Raw genomic sequence first — 16,479 nt, 5'->3', positions numbered from 1 at the left:
GACTTAATAGCACGTAAAGAAAATGAATTTTTATTGGTTTTCCTTCCAAACTTCCTTTTCATTATCCACCAGTTCTTTGCCCCATATAGGCAGTTCTTTTTTGATCCGCTCTACCAATTCCTCACAGGCATCTATAGCTGCTTTTCTGTGTCTGGAAGAGGTGAATACAAAAAGGCAGATTTCCCCTGTTTTCACTTCTCCCAGACTGTGGTAAATGTGCATGCAGGTCAGCGGATACTTGGAAAATACGGCCTCCCTGATTTCATAGGCTTTTTCAAGGGCCATTTCTTCATAGGCCGTGTAGGCTATGGCCCTTACCTTTCCACCTTCTTTTTCATCAGCCCTTACCTGACCCAAAAAAATGCTATGACCGCCAATATCTGTCTTGCTGGAATGGTTGGCGATAGAGTTAGCGATTTTCTCAGGTGAAATTGGACCTTCTACAAATATGTTTTTGGGTTTTCTTTGCTTTTCCATGTTGATCAGTTTAAAGGTGCATCAGGAGATTCAATACCTCCGATTATTGAATATATTTTTTTTCCAGTTAGAGTTTGACTTAATAATCTTGCCATCCTCAGGCTCCTGATGCCTGATTGGCAAAAAAGGTAAATGTCATCTGCTTCCTGCATCTCCGGAATCACTTTATTTTGGCCGGTGAATGGAATTTTAAGATGGGCATGGCTTTGGAGTTTTGGCTGTTCGTTGAGTTCCCTGACGTCAATGAGCAAGGAGGAGGTATTTTTCTGCATCAATTCCAGCGCTTTTTTCCAGCTGATCACCTCCCTTTCATCGCAGAACAAGGCATAATCCCTGGATTCGAATGCCGATAGATTTTTGGGCAGCATTCCTTCGGATGAGGGATGCTTATCCAAATTCAGGGTGTATGTCTGATGATTGAGCAGGTTGTAATACAGCATTTTCCCCACCAATACTTCTCCGTATCCTGTCAAAAATTTGATGGCCTCAGCAGCCTGTAGGGTGCCCATGATACCTGGAAGCACACCAATAACACCTGTTTCACTACAATTTGGAATTTCTGAATCCTTGGGTGGTTCAGGAAATAGATCTCTGTAATTTATATCTCCTTCTTTGGTATTGAAAAGGGCTATTTGTCCTTCATTCTGATAAATGGCTGCAAACACCAAAGGTTTCCCTAAGAGGATGCAAATATCATTGACCAGGTATCGGGTTGGGAAGTTGTCAGAGCCGTCTATGATCAAATCATAAGGCGCGATGTTAGCGGCTGCATTGGCGGTAGTAATGAATTCCGGAATGCACTCGATTTTGATGTCCTGGTATTTGGATTTCAGGTAATGTGCTGCGGCTTCTGCCTTGTTGATGCCCACCTGCGCATCTCCGTAGATGACCTGTCTGTTTAAATTGCTCTTTGCTACGGTATCGCCGTCCATGATGCCAATGGTGCCAATGCCTGCGGCAGCAAGGTAAAGCAGGGCAGGGGAGCCAAGCCCACCGGCACCGATGACCAAAACTTTGGCCTGTTCCAGTTTTGTCTGGGCTTCTTGCCCAAAACCCGGTAATATGATCTGTCTGGCAAACCTGTTCATATCATCCTCCTGAAAATGGGGGGAGCAGGGCAATTTCGGCCTCATGGGGGATTATCTGATTGCCAGAAGTAAGTTTTTTATTGATGGCAATGCCAAATTTAATCCCTTCAAGACCGGGATACTGTTGGTAAAGATAACCCCTCAGTACATCTGTGGAAGGTATGCCCTCTAGCTGCAGTTCAGCCGTCTGCATTTTTTCTGCAACCATACCAAAGGCAATTACTTTTATTTTATTTTTTATCAATTCCATGTTGATGACTCGGCTTAATGCATTCACCCAATGATTAATGCGAATGTATGTTAAAGATGGCATTTATTACCCGCCAATTTTGATCATGCTCCTATTTTGAATTTTTTCTGCATCTGTCTTCTGGTAGTCAGGTGTAAACTGACCGCCCAAAATGGCATGCTTCCGATGTACAGAAAGCTTGATGAGGGGTAGGATATCCTTTCCTTGCCTTAAGGTTCCCAACAAGTCCATTTCTTCCTTGCCAAAGAGGCAATTTTTCATTTTACCGTCTGCCGTGAGGCGCATCCTGTTGCAATCTCCACAAAAATGCTCGCTCATCGTGGTGATAAAGGCAAAGGTCCCCTGATGGCCCGGAACCATGTATTTTTTTGCCGTGGCATGCGGTTCATCTTGTAGTTTGACCACATCATAAGCCTCTTTGACCATGTCAAGCATGTGCTTGGCTGTGATCACTTTGTCCACTTTCCAATGATTGCCTTCGAAGGGCATGAATTCAATAAAGCGTACGTGGAGTGGATATTCCTTGGTCAAAGCCACGAAATCCAGGATTTCTTTTTCTATGATGCCATTGAGTGCCACGGCGTTTATTTTTACCCTGAACCCTTCTTTCAGGAGCAGGAGTATATTGTTCCACACCTGATCCAATTGATCTCTTTTGGTGAGTTTTAAAAAGGTTTCCCTGTTGAGAGAATCCAAACTCACATTTAGCGTCCGCATGCCTACCTGCTTTAGCTGATCTATGTGTTTATGCACCAAAATACCATTGGTAGTCATGGTCAGTTCAACCGGATATTTGGAAAGGCGGTCTAGGATTTCAGGAAATGCTTTTCTCACCAACGGTTCTCCACCGGTCAATCGGATTTTTTTAACCCCCTGTTCCACAAAAACTCCCGCAATCTGATCAATTTCGGCTGTGGACATCAGCCGGGATTGGGGGAGTACCTCTATTTCCTCATTGGGCATGCAGTAAGCACAACGGAAATTACAGCTGTCTGTCAGGGAAATGCGCAGGTAGTCGTGGATACGGTTGTGTTGGTCTATAAGCATATTGAAGGAATTCTGAGTTACTAATATCGTAAAAATGAACGGAAATTGCCATTATACTATATTATTGGTTATTTATAAGGAGGTTTTTTCCATAATAGTTTCCTTTTGTGTGTGGAAATTTCGTTTTGAATCTTCCAGTGACAGTTAGGAGTAACCGTCATTCTGAGAATTCAACATTTAGGAAAATGTTAAGAAAAACAAATGACAGCCATTGAAGCTTCATCCCTCTCTACCGCAGAGGGACATTTGTGGCAGATTTTTTTAACCCCAAACATAGTACCTATAGTTTTCCAAGAGCCAACTGTCTGGTTTTAAAAAAGGCTGGGTGTCGCCAATTTATCCACAATGCATGGAACAAGTTGTTTTATAGGTCATTTTCCCAATTCGGAGAAGGATTTCTTTACCAAAGGAGATCCCCCGTAATACTAAGGGGCAGACATCTGACTCCACCATACTCCAGGTAACCATTGACAGACTCCTTCTCTTTAGAATTTGTTCAACCCCTTTCAGGGTTGACCTAAATCGGCATAACAATTATCCCCCAGGTTGCCACCTGGGGCTATTCAAGGTTTAACCCCCTTTGGGGGTTTTGCAATACATGTCATTCCCTCATCAGTTAATACCAAATTTCAAATTCTCCGTAATACGCCAAGGGGCTTCTTTAAAAAAAACCTCTGCCCACATCATACTGCGGACAGAGGTTTTGAGGGTAAAGGTATCCTGTTGATTCCTACTTTGTCTTCGGGATTTCCCGTTGTATCTCCAACATATCCACCGGAGGAGGTGTATTGTCTCCTAATAAATGTTGCACAAAATAATCACCCATTCTCCAGAAGAAATACTCCGTCATGTCTCCAAAGCCATGGCGCTGGCTTGGAAGAATAATGAAATCAAATCGCTTATTGGCTTTTATCAGGGCATTGGCCATGCGGATGGTGTTGGCAGGGTGGACGTTATTGTCCACATCTCCCGTTACCAAAAGCAACCTACCTTTGAGGTTTTTGGCAATATCCGGGTTCCTTTCAATTTGGTAAACAAAGGTGGTATCACCCTTAGGGCTCACTACTTCTTTTACGCCGTGGTGCTTTTCAGACCACCAGCGGTTGTATATGTTGTTTTCATGATTTCCTGCGGAGGATACTGCCACTTTAAAGAAGTCAGGGTACACCAACATGGCCGCTGTGGACATGAAACCACCACCTGAATGGCCATGTATACCCACCCTGGACTTATCAATAAAGGCATGTCGGTCAGCCAATTGCTCTACCGCTGCTTTTTTATCGGCCAGACCATAATCCCTTAGGTTGCCATAGCCATAGTTATGGTACCATTTGGATCTGGCAGGATGCCCACCACGGTTACCAATGGTGACCACCACGAAGCCAAACTGCGCCAATCGGTCAATGCGGTCCATGGATCGGCCAAAGGATTTATTTACAGCCTCGGTTTGCGGTCCTGGATATACGTATTGGATGATTGGGTATTTTTTGGTGCTGTCAAAGTCAAAAGGCAGGTACATCACCCCAAATAAATCAGTAATTCCGTCATCGGCTTTGACTTTATAGGGTTGTGGGAACTGGTAGCCTGCGGCAAAGAGGGAACTCAGATCTGCCGTTTCCAAATCCATGACCTTTCGGCCCATATTGTCATATAAGGCAGAGGCTGGAACTGTGTTTACCCTGCTGAAATTATTCACAAAGAAAGTAGCCCTGTCATTCATGGACACGCTGTGGTTATAGTCTCCCGGGTTTAGCAGGGTAACCGCTCCTCCATTGAGGCTGACTTTGTACAAATGCTCATAATAAGGGTCTTCTCCTTTTTCTCTGCCATTGGCAACGAAGTATAGCATTCTGGCCCTTTCATCCACCCGTGCCACCGATTCCGTGTGGTAAGGGCCTGAGGTAAGTTGTCTTTTTAAAGTGCCGTCAGTACCATAGAGGTAAAAATGACCCCAACCGTCCCGCTCAGACCAATGGATCATTTCCGTGCCATTGTTGATGATTTCAGGTTTGCTGATGTCAATGTAGGTATTGCTTCTTTCTTCTACGATGATCTCCTTTTTGCCTTCTTTTATGTTCCAACGGCATATGTCTATGCGTTTCAAATCCCTGGAAGTAATGGAGAAATAAAAATAATCGTTGTCTCCCAACCACTTTACCGGTTTGAAATCATCATCCCTGTTAGAAGCAGGAATATCTTTAGACCAAAGTCCAATGGTTTGGTCCTTGAAAGTATTGACATCCAGATTGGATAATTTCTCTGTATCAAAAGAATAATGGTACAGCTCAGCAATGGGTTGCTCTTTCTCACCAGGCATGGCATACTTGTAGGTTTCCAAAGTGGGCCTTGGGTCTCTTGTATTGTGTATCACCCAAAGGTCTTTTACCTCCCTTGCATCAGAACGGGTCAGGATAAACTGTTTGGAATTGTCTGACCAAAGGATGGAAGCTCTTTTTCTTTTGTCTTTGTTTTTCTCCTCTTCCACATTGTCTTCCCCACGGCCCCAACCGCCATAGGTGTAGTCTTTTTCCCCATCAGTGGTCAGTTGGTGCTCTACGATGGTGCTGTCTTTTTCATCTTTAACCGCCTTCAGGAAGTTTTCCTTATCCATCCAATACAGGTTATGGTGTCTTGCAAAAACCACCTTGGAAGAGTCGGGGGAGATATTTGCCCAAGAAAGCCTTTTGGCTTCTTCTTCAGGATCGGTGATTTCGGTCAACAGCTGACTGTTGATGTTATAGCGGAAAACAAAGGTTTTCTTCTCCAGGGAATCTTTGGCATTTCTATTTTTGGCCTTGATTTCCTCCCAGTCTTTCTTCAGTACTTCTTGGGTACTTTTAACCTTGAATTCAATGGTGTTTTCATCCTCCAGAAATTTCAGGTTGGAAATGTCCAGATGCTGTCCATCAAAGGGGTCTCTGACTACCTTGGTGATTTCAGCAGCCAACTTGTCGTTGTCAAACAGCTTGGCTTTGCTTTTCGTCGCAGGGTTAACGATATACCAGTTTTTGCCTTCGGTAGTTTCGTATTCATACCAAAAGCGGTCTGATTTTTTCAGCCAGTGGGCATCTACGGAGGTACTGAAAATCATTTTTTTCAATTTCTCAGGAGAGAACCTGGCGGCCAATTCATAATTACCTTCAGTGGGGGAAATTTGGGCTTGTACTGCCCCTATTGCCAACCAGCAAAAGAATAAGAGGTAAACTTTCTTCATAACTCATCAATTTTATGACCCCGAAACTAAAACAAAGTCGGGTTAATGGATAACCGCTGATGGAAAATTAGGTTTTTAGCAATCATGAAAACTATCCACACCCGCTGCCTCTGGCACAATTCCCCCAAAAAACTTTTGCCTTAAAATGAACCAACCTTTAAAACTCACCATGTTCCCCCTTTTACCTTTAGCCTTTTACCTTCTTAATGGTGCCTTGACGGCCTGGTTTTACTTGACACATCCTTCCAACTTCCACCTTTCGAAATCCCACTTATCACAATCTCTTTCCCCTCCATATAAATCAGATGCGTTTCAAATCCAGTGTTGGTATATTTAAACAGTATTAAATGAAAAAAACACTATGAAAAGAAACTTACTGACGTTATTTATGCTGGTTTTTGCCGTGCTATATGCGCAGGCACAGGAAACCAGAGACATCAAAGTAGAATCCTCATCAGTAACCAATGGTACCGTGACCATCAAAGGTAACAGAGTTCCTTATAAAGCTACTGCCGGTACCATGCCCGTATGGAATGAAGATGGCAAAGCCGTAGCCACCTTGTTTTATACGTATTATGAAAGAACCGATGTAACGGATAAAAGCACCCGTCCTTTGGTATTCTCCTTTAATGGAGGACCTGGTTCAGGTTCTCTTTGGATGCACCTGGCCTATACTGGCCCTTATGTGTTGAACATTGATGATGAGGGTTACCCTTTGCAACCATATGGAGTGAAGCAAAATCCACATTCTATCCTGGATGTAGCGGACATCGTGTACATTGATCCGGTCAATACCGGTTACTCCAGAATTGTAGACAAGGAAACACCAAGGTCTACTTTCTTTGGCATCAATTCTGATGTGAAGTATTTGGCTGATTGGGTGAAGACCTTTGTGACCAGACAAAACCGTTGGCCTTCTCCAAAATACCTGATTGGTGAAAGTTATGGTACCACCAGGGTTTCCGGCTTGGCAAGTGAATTACAGAATGCCCATTGGATGTACCTTAATGGCGTGATTTTGGTTTCTCCGACAGGATTAGGATTGGACAGAAGTGGTCCTGTGGCCAAAGCCAACTACTTGCCTTATTTCGCGGCTACTGCTTGGTACCATAAAGTATTGCCAGCAGACCTTCAGGCAAAAGACCTAGATGATATCCTGCCTGAAGTGGAGCAATACACTTTAGATGTGGTATTGCCTGCTATTGCCAAAGGAGGTGCATTGCCTGAGGCAGAAAGAAAGGCTATCGCCAAAAAGATGGCTTATTATTCTGGTATCAAAGAGGAGGTTTTCCTGCAGCATGCCCTGGCAGTGCCTACCAGCTTCTACTGGAAGGAATTGATGCGTGATAAAGGATTGACTGTTGGTCGATTGGATAGCCGTTATAGAGGTATTGACCAGACCGATGCGGGTGAAAGATACGATTATGATCCTGCCTTGACTGCTTGGAACCATGCTTTTTCTCCAGCGATGAACTACTATGCTAAAAATATCCTGAAATACGAGACTGACCTGACTTATTATCTCTTTGGTCCAGTTCATCCTTGGGACAGAAGCAATGACAATACTGGGATGCAATTGGCTCAGGCTATGTTGCAGAACCCTTTCCTGCATGTGATGACCCAATCCGGTTATTTTGACGGCGGTACGGATTACTTCAATGCCAAATACAACATGTGGCAAATGGACCCTGCGGGAAAATTGCAGGACAGAATGAGCTTCAAAGGTTACAGAAGCGGTCACATGATGTACCTGAGAGCGGAAGATTTGAAGAATTCCAATGAGGACGTTAGACAGTTTATCTTGAAAACCATTCCTCCAAAGGATCAGCCAGCGAAGTACTGGTAGGAGAGAGGCGAGCTTGCCTGCCTTTAGGTAGGAGATTAGCCTTGCCTGCTGCAAGTAGGAGCGAGAAGCGAGAGATTAGACATAAGACACAAGACACAAGAAATAAGAATTCAATTTTAAAGAAGATTAGAGGCCTATCTGATTAGCTATCCTATGGATGGCTATTTAGATAGGCCTTTTCTTGTCATACCGAGTCTTTAACATTAGAGAAAATGTACAGAAAGGGTAATGACTGTTGTTGAAGCGTCATGCTGAGCGGAGCCTGCGGAGTCGAAGCATCTCCTAAACTATGGGAGATTCTTCGCTCGTTCCTCACTCAGAATGACGGTTACTCTTATCTGCCAATGGAACGGTAGGAATTCCATAAATTTTTAGCAAATCTCACTTAGAATTTAGCCATACTTTGTCCTCAGCTAATTTTTCAATATTTTGATTAGCGTAGAGCTTTAGCCATTAATACCTCGACATATTATGCAAAAATTAGACAGAAGAGCATTCCTTAAAAGCACCGCCATTTTGTCCAGTGGACTGATAGTCCCTGCTTATTTAAAAAGTTGTCAATCTCCGGAAGACAGGTATGAAGTGGTCATTTATGGAGCCACCTCGGCAGGGATCATCGCTGCTGTAAAAGTAGCACAAATGGGCCTTTCCTGTATCTTGGTAGAACCATCCAGCCATATTGGAGGTTTGACCACTGCTGGTTTGGGCGCCACGGATTTGGGGTATGCAGATGCGATTGGGGGTATGTCCAGGGGATTTTACCAAAGACTCCGGGAGTATTATAAAGATGAATCCATCTGGAAGTATGAGGAACCCAAAATTGTCGGGGCCAATGATACCTCCTGGTTTTTTGAACCCAGTGCAGCCATGGCGGTATATCAGGCCATGCTGCAGGAACATAATATCCCCCTTTTGATCAATGAGCGCTTGATTCTTGGCAGTAATGGAGTCAATAAAAGAGGAGGCAGTATTTCCTCCATTGTTACTGAAAGTGGGAATGTGTATGAAGGCAAAATTTTTATCGATGCCACCTATGAGGGAGACCTAATGGCGATGGCGGGTGTTTCCTATCACGTTGGTAGAGAAGCCAATGCCGTTTATGGAGAAACCTTAAATGGAATTCAAAAGGTCAGGACCCATTACCATATCATTCCAGGTTTTGTGGATCCTTATGTGGAAACCGGCAATCCGCGCAGTGGTATTTTACCGGGTGTCTCCGGTGAAGATCCGGGAAAGGATTTTGAAGGAGACCACCGCATTCAGGCTTATTGTTTCCGCATGTGCCTAACAGATGTAGAAGCCAATAAGGTGCCTTTTGAAAAACCGGAGGGCTATGAGGAACTGGAGTATGAACTGCTGTTCCGCAATTTCGAGGCAGGGGAGAATCGTATTCCCTGGTTGCCCCATATGATGCCCAACCGGAAAACAGACACCAACAACCGCTGGGGAATTTCTACCAATAAAATCGGGATCAACTATGGCTATCCCAATGGAAATTATGCAGAAAGGGCCAGCATCATAGCCGAACAGGAGCATTATCAAAAAGGGTTGATGTGGACTTTGGCCAACCATCCCAGGATTCCGAGCGAGGTCCGAGTGGAAGTAAGCAAATGGGGCTTGGCCATGGATGAGTTTACTGATAACGGACATTGGCCCACAAACATCTATGTGCGGGAAGCGAGAAGGATGGTAGGGGAGTACGTAATGACCGAGCAGGATTGCCGCAGGGTGAAATTGTCGGATCAGGCCATTGGTATGGGTTCCTATACCATGGATTCCCACAATGTACAACGCTATATCACCCCTATGGGCTGTGTGCAGAATGAGGGCAATATAGAAGAAGGTACAGGCGGACCTTATATTATTCCTTATGGCTGTATCCTGCCCAAGAAAAATGAATGTGACAATTTATTGGTTACCTGTGCGGTATCCTCTTCCCATATTGCTTATGGTTCCATTCGGATGGAGCCTGTTTTTATGATTTTAGGGCAGTCGGCAGCAATAGCAGCGGGCATGGCTTTGGAAACAAACACGGACTTGCATGATCTCCCTTATCCAAGGTTGAGAGAAAGATTAATGGCAGACGGGCAGCGCCTGGAACTGGATACAGACCAATTTCCCGCATTACCTCCTGATGCTGAACCTCCAAAAGAAAGAAGAAGGATTGGAGACGAACCTGTGATTGAAAATGGCTGTATGGTTAGGCCATAAGCGCCAGGACAAAAGTGATGCACTGAGTTTTTCAAAATGTAAAAGGTAAAATGAGGATTTCCGTTGTGTCCGTTACATTTTAATATGGCGGTCCTTGAAAGAAACCAAAAGGATGGGTTCACGCAGCGAGTGCAAAGGAGTGCGCAGCGATCGCAAAGCATACCAAACTTTAAAACACTACAAATTATATTTTTAACCACAAAAGATACAAAAGAAAACAAAAGTCAGTTAGAGGATTGGTTTAGAGTTTATGGATTAAGGGGTAGAGAGGTAGTTCTTGAAAATTTGAACAGATCAAGAATGGGAGGTTTGACCCCGAAGGGGTCATATATTTATAGGATCAACGCGCTTGCTACAAACATGCGACCCCGATGGGGTCGAATCTAGAAATCGAGCTCTTTAGGGTCTTAAAAACTGAAAATAGAAAATTGAAAGCCCGAAGCATCCACTCCAGGCTTTCAATTTTTCTAACATAATATCCCTCAATATCAATCAATATCCACAAATATCCCTAGTTTTCATCAATATCTAGGAAAGGATTTTTGTTATCTTATCGAGTCCTACAAACTCCAACCTTCTCTATACTTCCTTTTTACAAACTGATTGGCTGGTTCGAAGTTGGTGACTTTCATATTGGGACCGTCCCAAACCAACTGAATGCCTCTGCCAGGGTAATTGAAGCGGTTGGAACCGTCATTCCTGGGTTCCCTGTAGTCATAGCTGCGGATGGCCAGGTTGCCCATTAGCACAGACTCGGTCAGGGGCCCTGCTACGGAGAAGGGCGAACTCAAACGCTCGAATTCCTTGCTGCCATAACCAGCTATACAGGCTTCCACCCAGTTGTTGTAATGTCCACCAGCACCTCCAGGTACTCTGTACTCGGTCTGGGGAACATCGACTTCCTTGGTCCTGGAAGTCGGAAGGAGTTGTGGATTTGCTCCATAAGTGCCGCACATCATCTTGCCTTTGGTGCCTTCGATAATGACCCCATTGCCGCCATCGCCCATTACCTCATTCGGTCCCAGTTCATCCGGCCTGCTGGGCTGTATGCCCCCGTCTATCCAATGGAATCGCAGGTCTTCCTTACCTTCCCGCTTGAAGCGTAGGGTAATATGGGAGGAGGGAGGACAGCTTTCAGGGAAGTAACCTCTTTGGAATTCGCCCACATAGACAGATCCTACGCTACACTCCGCTGCCACAGGATAGTCCAGTCCGAGCACCCGGAAAGGTGCTTCCATATTGTGGCAGGCCATGTCACCCAGGGCGCCTGTGCCATAATCCCACCAACCCCTCCAGTTGAAAGGATGGAGGTTATCTACATAGTCCCTATAGGGCGCTACTCCGAGCCATAGGTTCCAGTCCAGGTTGGCTGGAGGCGTGGCAGTAGCTGTTGGCCAGGGAATACCCTGAGGCCATACGGGACGGTCTGTCCAGCAATAGACCCGGGTAGCTTCCCCAATCAGTCCGGCATTGTACCATTCTACCATTTGGCGCACGCCGTCACCGGAGGAACCTTGGTTACCCATCTGGGTGACTACCTTGTATTTTTGCTCCGCTTCTGTCAGCATCCTGGCCTCATAAATGTTATGGGTGAGAGGTTTTTGTACATACACATGTTTGCCCAGTTGCATGGCGGCCATGGCCTGCACTGCATGCATGTGGTCAGGGGTGGAGATGGTCACCGCATCGATATTTTTATGCTCTTTTTCGAGCATTTCTCTGTAATCTTTATAGAATTTGGCTTTGGGATGGGCGTCTACACTGCCTTTGGCCCTATTGGTGTCCACATCGCAGAGGGCCACAAAATCCGCCTTCCCAGAAGCAAATACCCCTCTCACATCTCCACCACCCATGCCACCTACACCTATTCCGGCGACTCTTAAGCGGTCAGAGGGGGCGATATATCCCGGTCCTCCGAGTACGTGTCTAGGTACAAAATAAAATCCGGCCAGGGCTGTGGCCGATGCCTTGATAAAGTCCCTTCTGGAATTGTTGGGTTTATTTTTTTTCATATACTTATAAAATTTTACAAATGCTGATTTTCGACCAACCTGATTTCTAAATTAATCTGATGTTAACTCAATAAGAATTTTACTTAGTTAAAGAGGGAAAAAGATAGGATAAACGGATAGGCTATGCAATTTATTGAAAAATATTATTTGTGAAAAACAGCAAAAATAGCGTAAAAAAATGCATTTATCATTGTTCAATTATAATTTTCAAATATTAAAAAAATAGGTATAATTCAATATTTCCAAATAAAATTTTATAAAAAGTAATTTTATATTACTTTTAGATCCTGTTTTAACTTTCTTTTAACTTACAGATTCAATGAAAAAGTTTTTTCTATTCAATTCAATTTTATGTTTAATGGTTTTTTCCTGTAATCTTGATACAGAGGAAGGACAGCTTATAGATCAAAATGGGAACAATGACGCCATCACTGAAGAGGAGTCTCCTCAGGGTGAGTTATTAAATGTTGGCAATCAAAACATGCGGTTCTCCATTTTTGAAGTGGTATCTATCGACATTTCAGGGGAGCAATTTTCTGAGGGAATAGAAGAAGGCACCTTATCAGATGGCAGTAAGCTTGACCTTTTTCTTTCACAGGGGAATTTGTCCTTTGTGGTTCCTAAGCTCAACCAAGGGAAATATACCCTACAATTCAGTCAAAGTAGTCGTTTGTTCGATTTAGAATTCGAGGTCAAGCCACATGATTTAAAAGAGGATCCAAAAACATACCTCCAACGTATGGAAGTGGTTTCAAAGGCAAGTTTCGATGCGCTGGAATCAAATATTACTTTTTTATCCAAAGAAGATCAAACGAAATTGGCTCAGGACATCCAAAGCCTGAAGATGTTTTCAGAAGAACAGTGGGCAAAAGCTGCTTTGCTTACGGAGGAGGAACTGGTTGATTTGGCCTTTTTTGTGGAGGCAAATAGGGAATGGATAGAAGAACTCAACAATGCCGTCAATGAACTGATAGCATCTAATTTTAATTCACGTCTGGAAAGCAATGGGGTCAGCAACTATGAGCAAAGAGCTTATGAAATTTCCAAAGCTTTTGTAAAATCCATCATTATTGTGGTAGGTAAAATACCGACAATTTTAGCTAGTACTGGAACGGGTTTTCTGGCGGGTGGACCATTAGGCGCAGCTGTAGGTTTGGGAATTTCTTTAGGATATTTATTACCCGATATTTTGAATGTCTTTTCAACTCTTGATAGGTTTGGGGATGAAATATTGGTGGTAAAGGATAGTGAGTTGGGGGTGAGTTTTAAGGCCGATTATGTGTTTGAAAACGATGAAAGCAATGAGCTTATTCTAAACAGAGAGTACCGAACGCTTTATGCTGGTGATAAAAATTCCACTTATCCATTTATTCAGGAGCTGATTTCCAATACCGATCAGCTTTTTGAAAGCTGGAACAAATTAAAAAGCAAGCTGATGGTTGAAATAGGATACGAAAGCCGTAATTTTTCGGAATTACCTTCGTTTACCAATAAAAATTTACGGGTTCACAGTGATCATTTGAGCGTAAGTGGTATTTCTAATGCTAAGGTTTCCAGTAGCGAAAAAAAGGAAGCAGGTAAGTTTTTCATTACTTTTTCCACGACTGAAAAAGAACCACAGGATTTTGAATTTTCTATTGTGTACAACAATCAATTTTTTGATAAAACAGAAAAGAAAGTTTCTGCGAAATTAGAAGTAGAGGAGGAAATTGTGGGTTGCGAAGGAGCTGAAATATTTATTGACCCCCGAGATGGTACAGTCTACAATATTATTGAAATCGGGAGTCAGTGTTGGTTTGCTGAGAATTTAAATTTCAGTGGAGATATACCAGAAGTCCAAGACGGAGATGCATGGAGAGGGCTTAGTACTCCCGCATGGTGTCATTATGAAAATGATGCATCAAATGGGGTGATTTATGGGAAATTGTACAACTATTTTGCCGTAGAATCTGGGGATTTGTGCCCGGAAGGTTGGCATGTACCCACCGATCAGGAATGGGGCATTCTTACAGATTATTTAGGTGGAAGAAGTATAGCAGGAGGAAAAATGAAATCTGTATCGGGATGGGAAGAACCAAATCGTGAAGCTACCAATGAAAGTGGTTTTACGGCTTTACCTGCTAGCAGTAGGAATGGTGTTTGGGGTAATTTTCCAGTACCAATTGGGTTTGGAACCACTTGGTGGGCCACAAACCCTTCTCCTAATTGGGGACGAGGAGTTAATTCAGATTTTGGGGATCTTTATCTATACTTTGGAGATCTTTCAAATTTTAAGAGAAATGGGTTTTCTTGCAGATGTATTAAGGATCAATGACTCAAAGGGGTGAGTTTAAATTTATTTTCATGATGAATCCGTCAAAAAAATCAATTTTTTTTTATAAATGTGTCAATAGATAATACAAATAAGCCCTCTATTACCAATTGATATAATTTTATTTAATTGGTCAACGCTTAATTAAAAAAATTAAGTAAGTTTGAGTTTGATTAATCCCAAAAACATTTCGACTATGAAGCAATTAAAAAGCCTGCTGTTCTCGGCAGCAGTGATAATCTTGGCATTTTCCTGTGGCCAAAAGCAGGAAACGGTACCTATGGATCAGCACAGTATCATACCTATTCCTGTTTCCGTGGTACCTGCAGCGGGCAGTTTTACCTTGGACGGGAAAACAGCCATCGTGCTGCAAGCTGATCCCGCCCAAGTGCAGTTGATCGGAGAATATTTAAAATCTTCCATAAGCGCACTGACTGGTCTTAACCTGAATATCGCTCAGGAAGATCGGGACAATGCCATTGTATTGGCCTTGGATGCCAGTGCCTCAGATAAGGAGGAAGGGTACCGATTGGCCATCATGGATAAGAAGGTGCTGATTAGTGCCCCGCAACCGGCAGGATTGTTTTATGGCATTCAGTCATTGCAGCAATTGATTCCTGCCCATGGTGGTAAAATTCCAGGTGTAAACAATCAGTTTTCCTTACCACAGGGATCCATCGAAGATTATCCGGAATACGGTTACAGAGGTATGATGTTGGATGTGGCCAGGCATTTCTTTTCTGTGGAAGATGTAAAAAAACTGATCGATCAGATTGCGGTATATAAGATCAATCATTTGCATCTGCATCTTTCTGATGATCAGGGATGGAGGATTGAGATCAAATCCTGGCCTTTGTTGACCACCATTGGTGGCGCCAATGAAGTAGGAGGGGGCAAAGGGGGCTATTATACCCAAGATGATTACACGGAAATCGTGCGCTATGCGCAAAGTAGATTCATTACCATCGTTCCGGAGATTGATATGCCGGGTCATACCAATTCTGCCTTGAATGCCTATGGTATTCTGAACCCTGGGATCACTGTTCCGGAGGCTACCGCTGTTCCTGTGGACAGAAAGGCTTTAGGCGTGGATGAAGAGGATCCGGATGCAACACCTTATCACACGGGCATTGAAGTGGGTTTCTCCACTTTAGATACAGACAGTCCGGTAACGTATAAGTTTATCGATGATGTGATCCGGGAAATTTCAGAACTCACCCCAGGACCTTATTTCCATATTGGGGGAGATGAATCCCATGTCACAGCCATGGAGGATTACATCCCATTTATCGAAAAAGCACAGGAAATTGTCACCAAATATGGCAAGAAAACCTTGGGTTGGGATGAAGTGGCCCATGCTAAATTACTTCCTACCTCTGTAGCCCAATACTGGGCCAAGGCGGAGAATGCCATCATGGCTATTGACCAAGGGTCAAAAGTTTTGATTTCACCTGCAGTAAAAGCCTATTTGGATATGCAGTATGATTCTACCACCCATTTGGGTTTGCATTGGGCAGCTTATATTGAGTTGGATGAGGCATATAACTGGGATCCTACTGAATTGGAAGCTGAAATCAGAAGAGAACATATCCTGGGAGTAGAAGCGCCATTGTGGACGGAGACCATCACGACCATGTCAGATATTGAATACATGACTTTCCCTAGATTGGCAGCTATTGCCGAAATTGCCTGGTCTCCAAAGACTGCCCGAAATTGGGAAGATTTCAGCAGAAGGATTGCTTGGCATGGTCAACGCTGGGAGGCTCAGGGGAAGAATTTCTACAGGTCACCGAAGGTGGAATGGTAGTTAATTGAAAAGAGCCAAGGCAAAAGTAAAAAGAGGACCGAACGTTAAGAATCAGTCCAGTGGACTGATTTAGTGAGGGGCCAGGGTGCAGGGTGGGATAAAAAGTAGTGTTCAATTTACAGAAGGGCTGCTAGGGTCAAAGGCTTCAACTTGTCATTCCCTAAAAATCATTGACCGTTTTGGTTCAACATTCATAAGACATCAAATTCCACTTCT

Annotated in this window: 10 protein-coding genes; 4 read left to right on the top strand and 6 right to left on the bottom strand. The window is 43.6% G+C overall.

Annotated elements, in window-relative coordinates; all coding sequences use genetic code 11:
- Nucleotides 1–30: 30 nt before the first annotated feature.
- The 5 genes from B879_RS05115 to B879_RS05095 form a co-directional block, all read right to left on the bottom strand.
- On the bottom strand, nucleotides 31–477 hold the full coding sequence (locus tag B879_RS05115; protein WP_009184085.1) for a molybdenum cofactor biosynthesis protein MoaE: 447 nt from the start codon (nucleotides 475–477) through the stop codon (nucleotides 31–33).
- Between the two features lie 5 nt (nucleotides 478–482).
- Nucleotides 483–1,610 (bottom strand): HesA/MoeB/ThiF family protein, encoded by a 1,128-nt coding sequence (locus B879_RS05110; protein WP_009184084.1) that lies wholly within the window; start codon nucleotides 1,608–1,610, stop codon nucleotides 483–485.
- The gene (locus B879_RS05105) at nucleotides 1,567–1,815 is read right to left on the bottom strand and encodes a MoaD/ThiS family protein (protein WP_040400280.1); all 249 of its coding nucleotides are present in this window, start codon (nucleotides 1,813–1,815) and stop codon (nucleotides 1,567–1,569) included. The genes B879_RS05110 and B879_RS05105 overlap by 44 nt, the downstream gene beginning before the upstream one ends.
- A gap of 66 nt (nucleotides 1,816–1,881) precedes the next feature.
- Nucleotides 1,882–2,862 (bottom strand): GTP 3',8-cyclase MoaA, encoded by a 981-nt coding sequence (moaA, locus tag B879_RS05100; protein WP_009184082.1) that lies wholly within the window; start codon nucleotides 2,860–2,862, stop codon nucleotides 1,882–1,884.
- 730 nt (nucleotides 2,863–3,592) lie between these two features.
- On the bottom strand, nucleotides 3,593–6,076 hold the full coding sequence (locus B879_RS05095; protein ID WP_009184081.1) for a S9 family peptidase: 2,484 nt from the start codon (nucleotides 6,074–6,076) through the stop codon (nucleotides 3,593–3,595).
- A 361-nt stretch (nucleotides 6,077–6,437) separates the two neighbouring features.
- On the opposite strand from B879_RS05095, the gene B879_RS05090 reads away from it, so the two are divergent.
- Together B879_RS05090 and B879_RS05085 are read left to right on the top strand one after the other, a co-directional pair.
- Entirely contained in the window at nucleotides 6,438–7,922 is a 1,485-nt protein-coding gene (locus B879_RS05090; RefSeq protein WP_009184080.1) for a S10 family peptidase, read from the top strand.
- Between the two features lie 471 nt (nucleotides 7,923–8,393).
- Entirely contained in the window at nucleotides 8,394–10,133 is a 1,740-nt protein-coding gene (locus B879_RS05085) for an FAD-dependent oxidoreductase (protein WP_009184079.1), read from the top strand.
- Nucleotides 10,134–10,693: 560 nt separating this feature from the next.
- On the opposite strand, the gene B879_RS05075 is transcribed toward B879_RS05085, so the two are convergent.
- A complete protein-coding gene (locus B879_RS05075) occupies nucleotides 10,694–12,145 on the bottom strand; it encodes a Gfo/Idh/MocA family protein (RefSeq protein WP_009184077.1) in 1,452 nt (483 codons plus the stop codon).
- A gap of 319 nt (nucleotides 12,146–12,464) precedes the next feature.
- Between B879_RS05075 and B879_RS21735 the strand changes: the two genes are divergently transcribed.
- Together B879_RS21735 and B879_RS05065 are read left to right on the top strand one after the other, a co-directional pair.
- Nucleotides 12,465–14,459 carry an FISUMP domain-containing protein gene (locus B879_RS21735; protein WP_009184076.1) on the top strand — a complete coding sequence of 665 codons (1,995 nt, stop codon included), beginning with the start codon at nucleotides 12,465–12,467 and terminating at the stop codon, nucleotides 14,457–14,459.
- 193 nt (nucleotides 14,460–14,652) lie between these two features.
- Complete coding sequence (locus B879_RS05065; RefSeq protein WP_009184075.1) at nucleotides 14,653–16,263, top strand: beta-N-acetylhexosaminidase; 1,611 nt, start codon at nucleotides 14,653–14,655, stop codon at nucleotides 16,261–16,263.
- Nucleotides 16,264–16,479 lie beyond the last annotated feature (216 nt).

The organism is Cecembia lonarensis LW9, from assembly GCF_000298295.1.
Lineage (GTDB): Bacteria > Bacteroidota > Bacteroidia > Cytophagales > Cyclobacteriaceae > Cecembia > Cecembia lonarensis.
Note: the sequence above shows the minus strand (reverse complement) of the source record. Positions and strands in the feature narration are given on the sequence as shown.

Coding starts and splice junctions, on each gene's coding strand:
- B879_RS05090 (WP_009184080.1), top strand. CDS start 6,438: ATGAAAAGAAACTTACTGACGTTATTTATGCTGGTTTTTGCCGTGCTA.
- B879_RS05095 (WP_009184081.1), bottom strand. CDS start 6,076: ATGAAGAAAGTTTACCTCTTATTCTTTTGCTGGTTGGCAATAGGGGCA.
- B879_RS05110 (WP_009184084.1), bottom strand. CDS start 1,610: ATGAGGCCGAAATTGCCCTGCTCCCCCCATTTTCAGGAGGATGATATG.
- B879_RS21735 (WP_009184076.1), top strand. CDS start 12,465: ATGAAAAAGTTTTTTCTATTCAATTCAATTTTATGTTTAATGGTTTTT.
- B879_RS05105 (WP_040400280.1), bottom strand. CDS start 1,815: ATGGAATTGATAAAAAATAAAATAAAAGTAATTGCCTTTGGTATGGTT.
- B879_RS05115 (WP_009184085.1), bottom strand. CDS start 477: ATGGAAAAGCAAAGAAAACCCAAAAACATATTTGTAGAAGGTCCAATT.
- B879_RS05075 (WP_009184077.1), bottom strand. CDS start 12,145: ATGAAAAAAAATAAACCCAACAATTCCAGAAGGGACTTTATCAAGGCA.
- moaA (WP_009184082.1), bottom strand. CDS start 2,862: ATGCTTATAGACCAACACAACCGTATCCACGACTACCTGCGCATTTCC.
- B879_RS05085 (WP_009184079.1), top strand. CDS start 8,394: ATGCAAAAATTAGACAGAAGAGCATTCCTTAAAAGCACCGCCATTTTG.
- B879_RS05065 (WP_009184075.1), top strand. CDS start 14,653: ATGAAGCAATTAAAAAGCCTGCTGTTCTCGGCAGCAGTGATAATCTTG.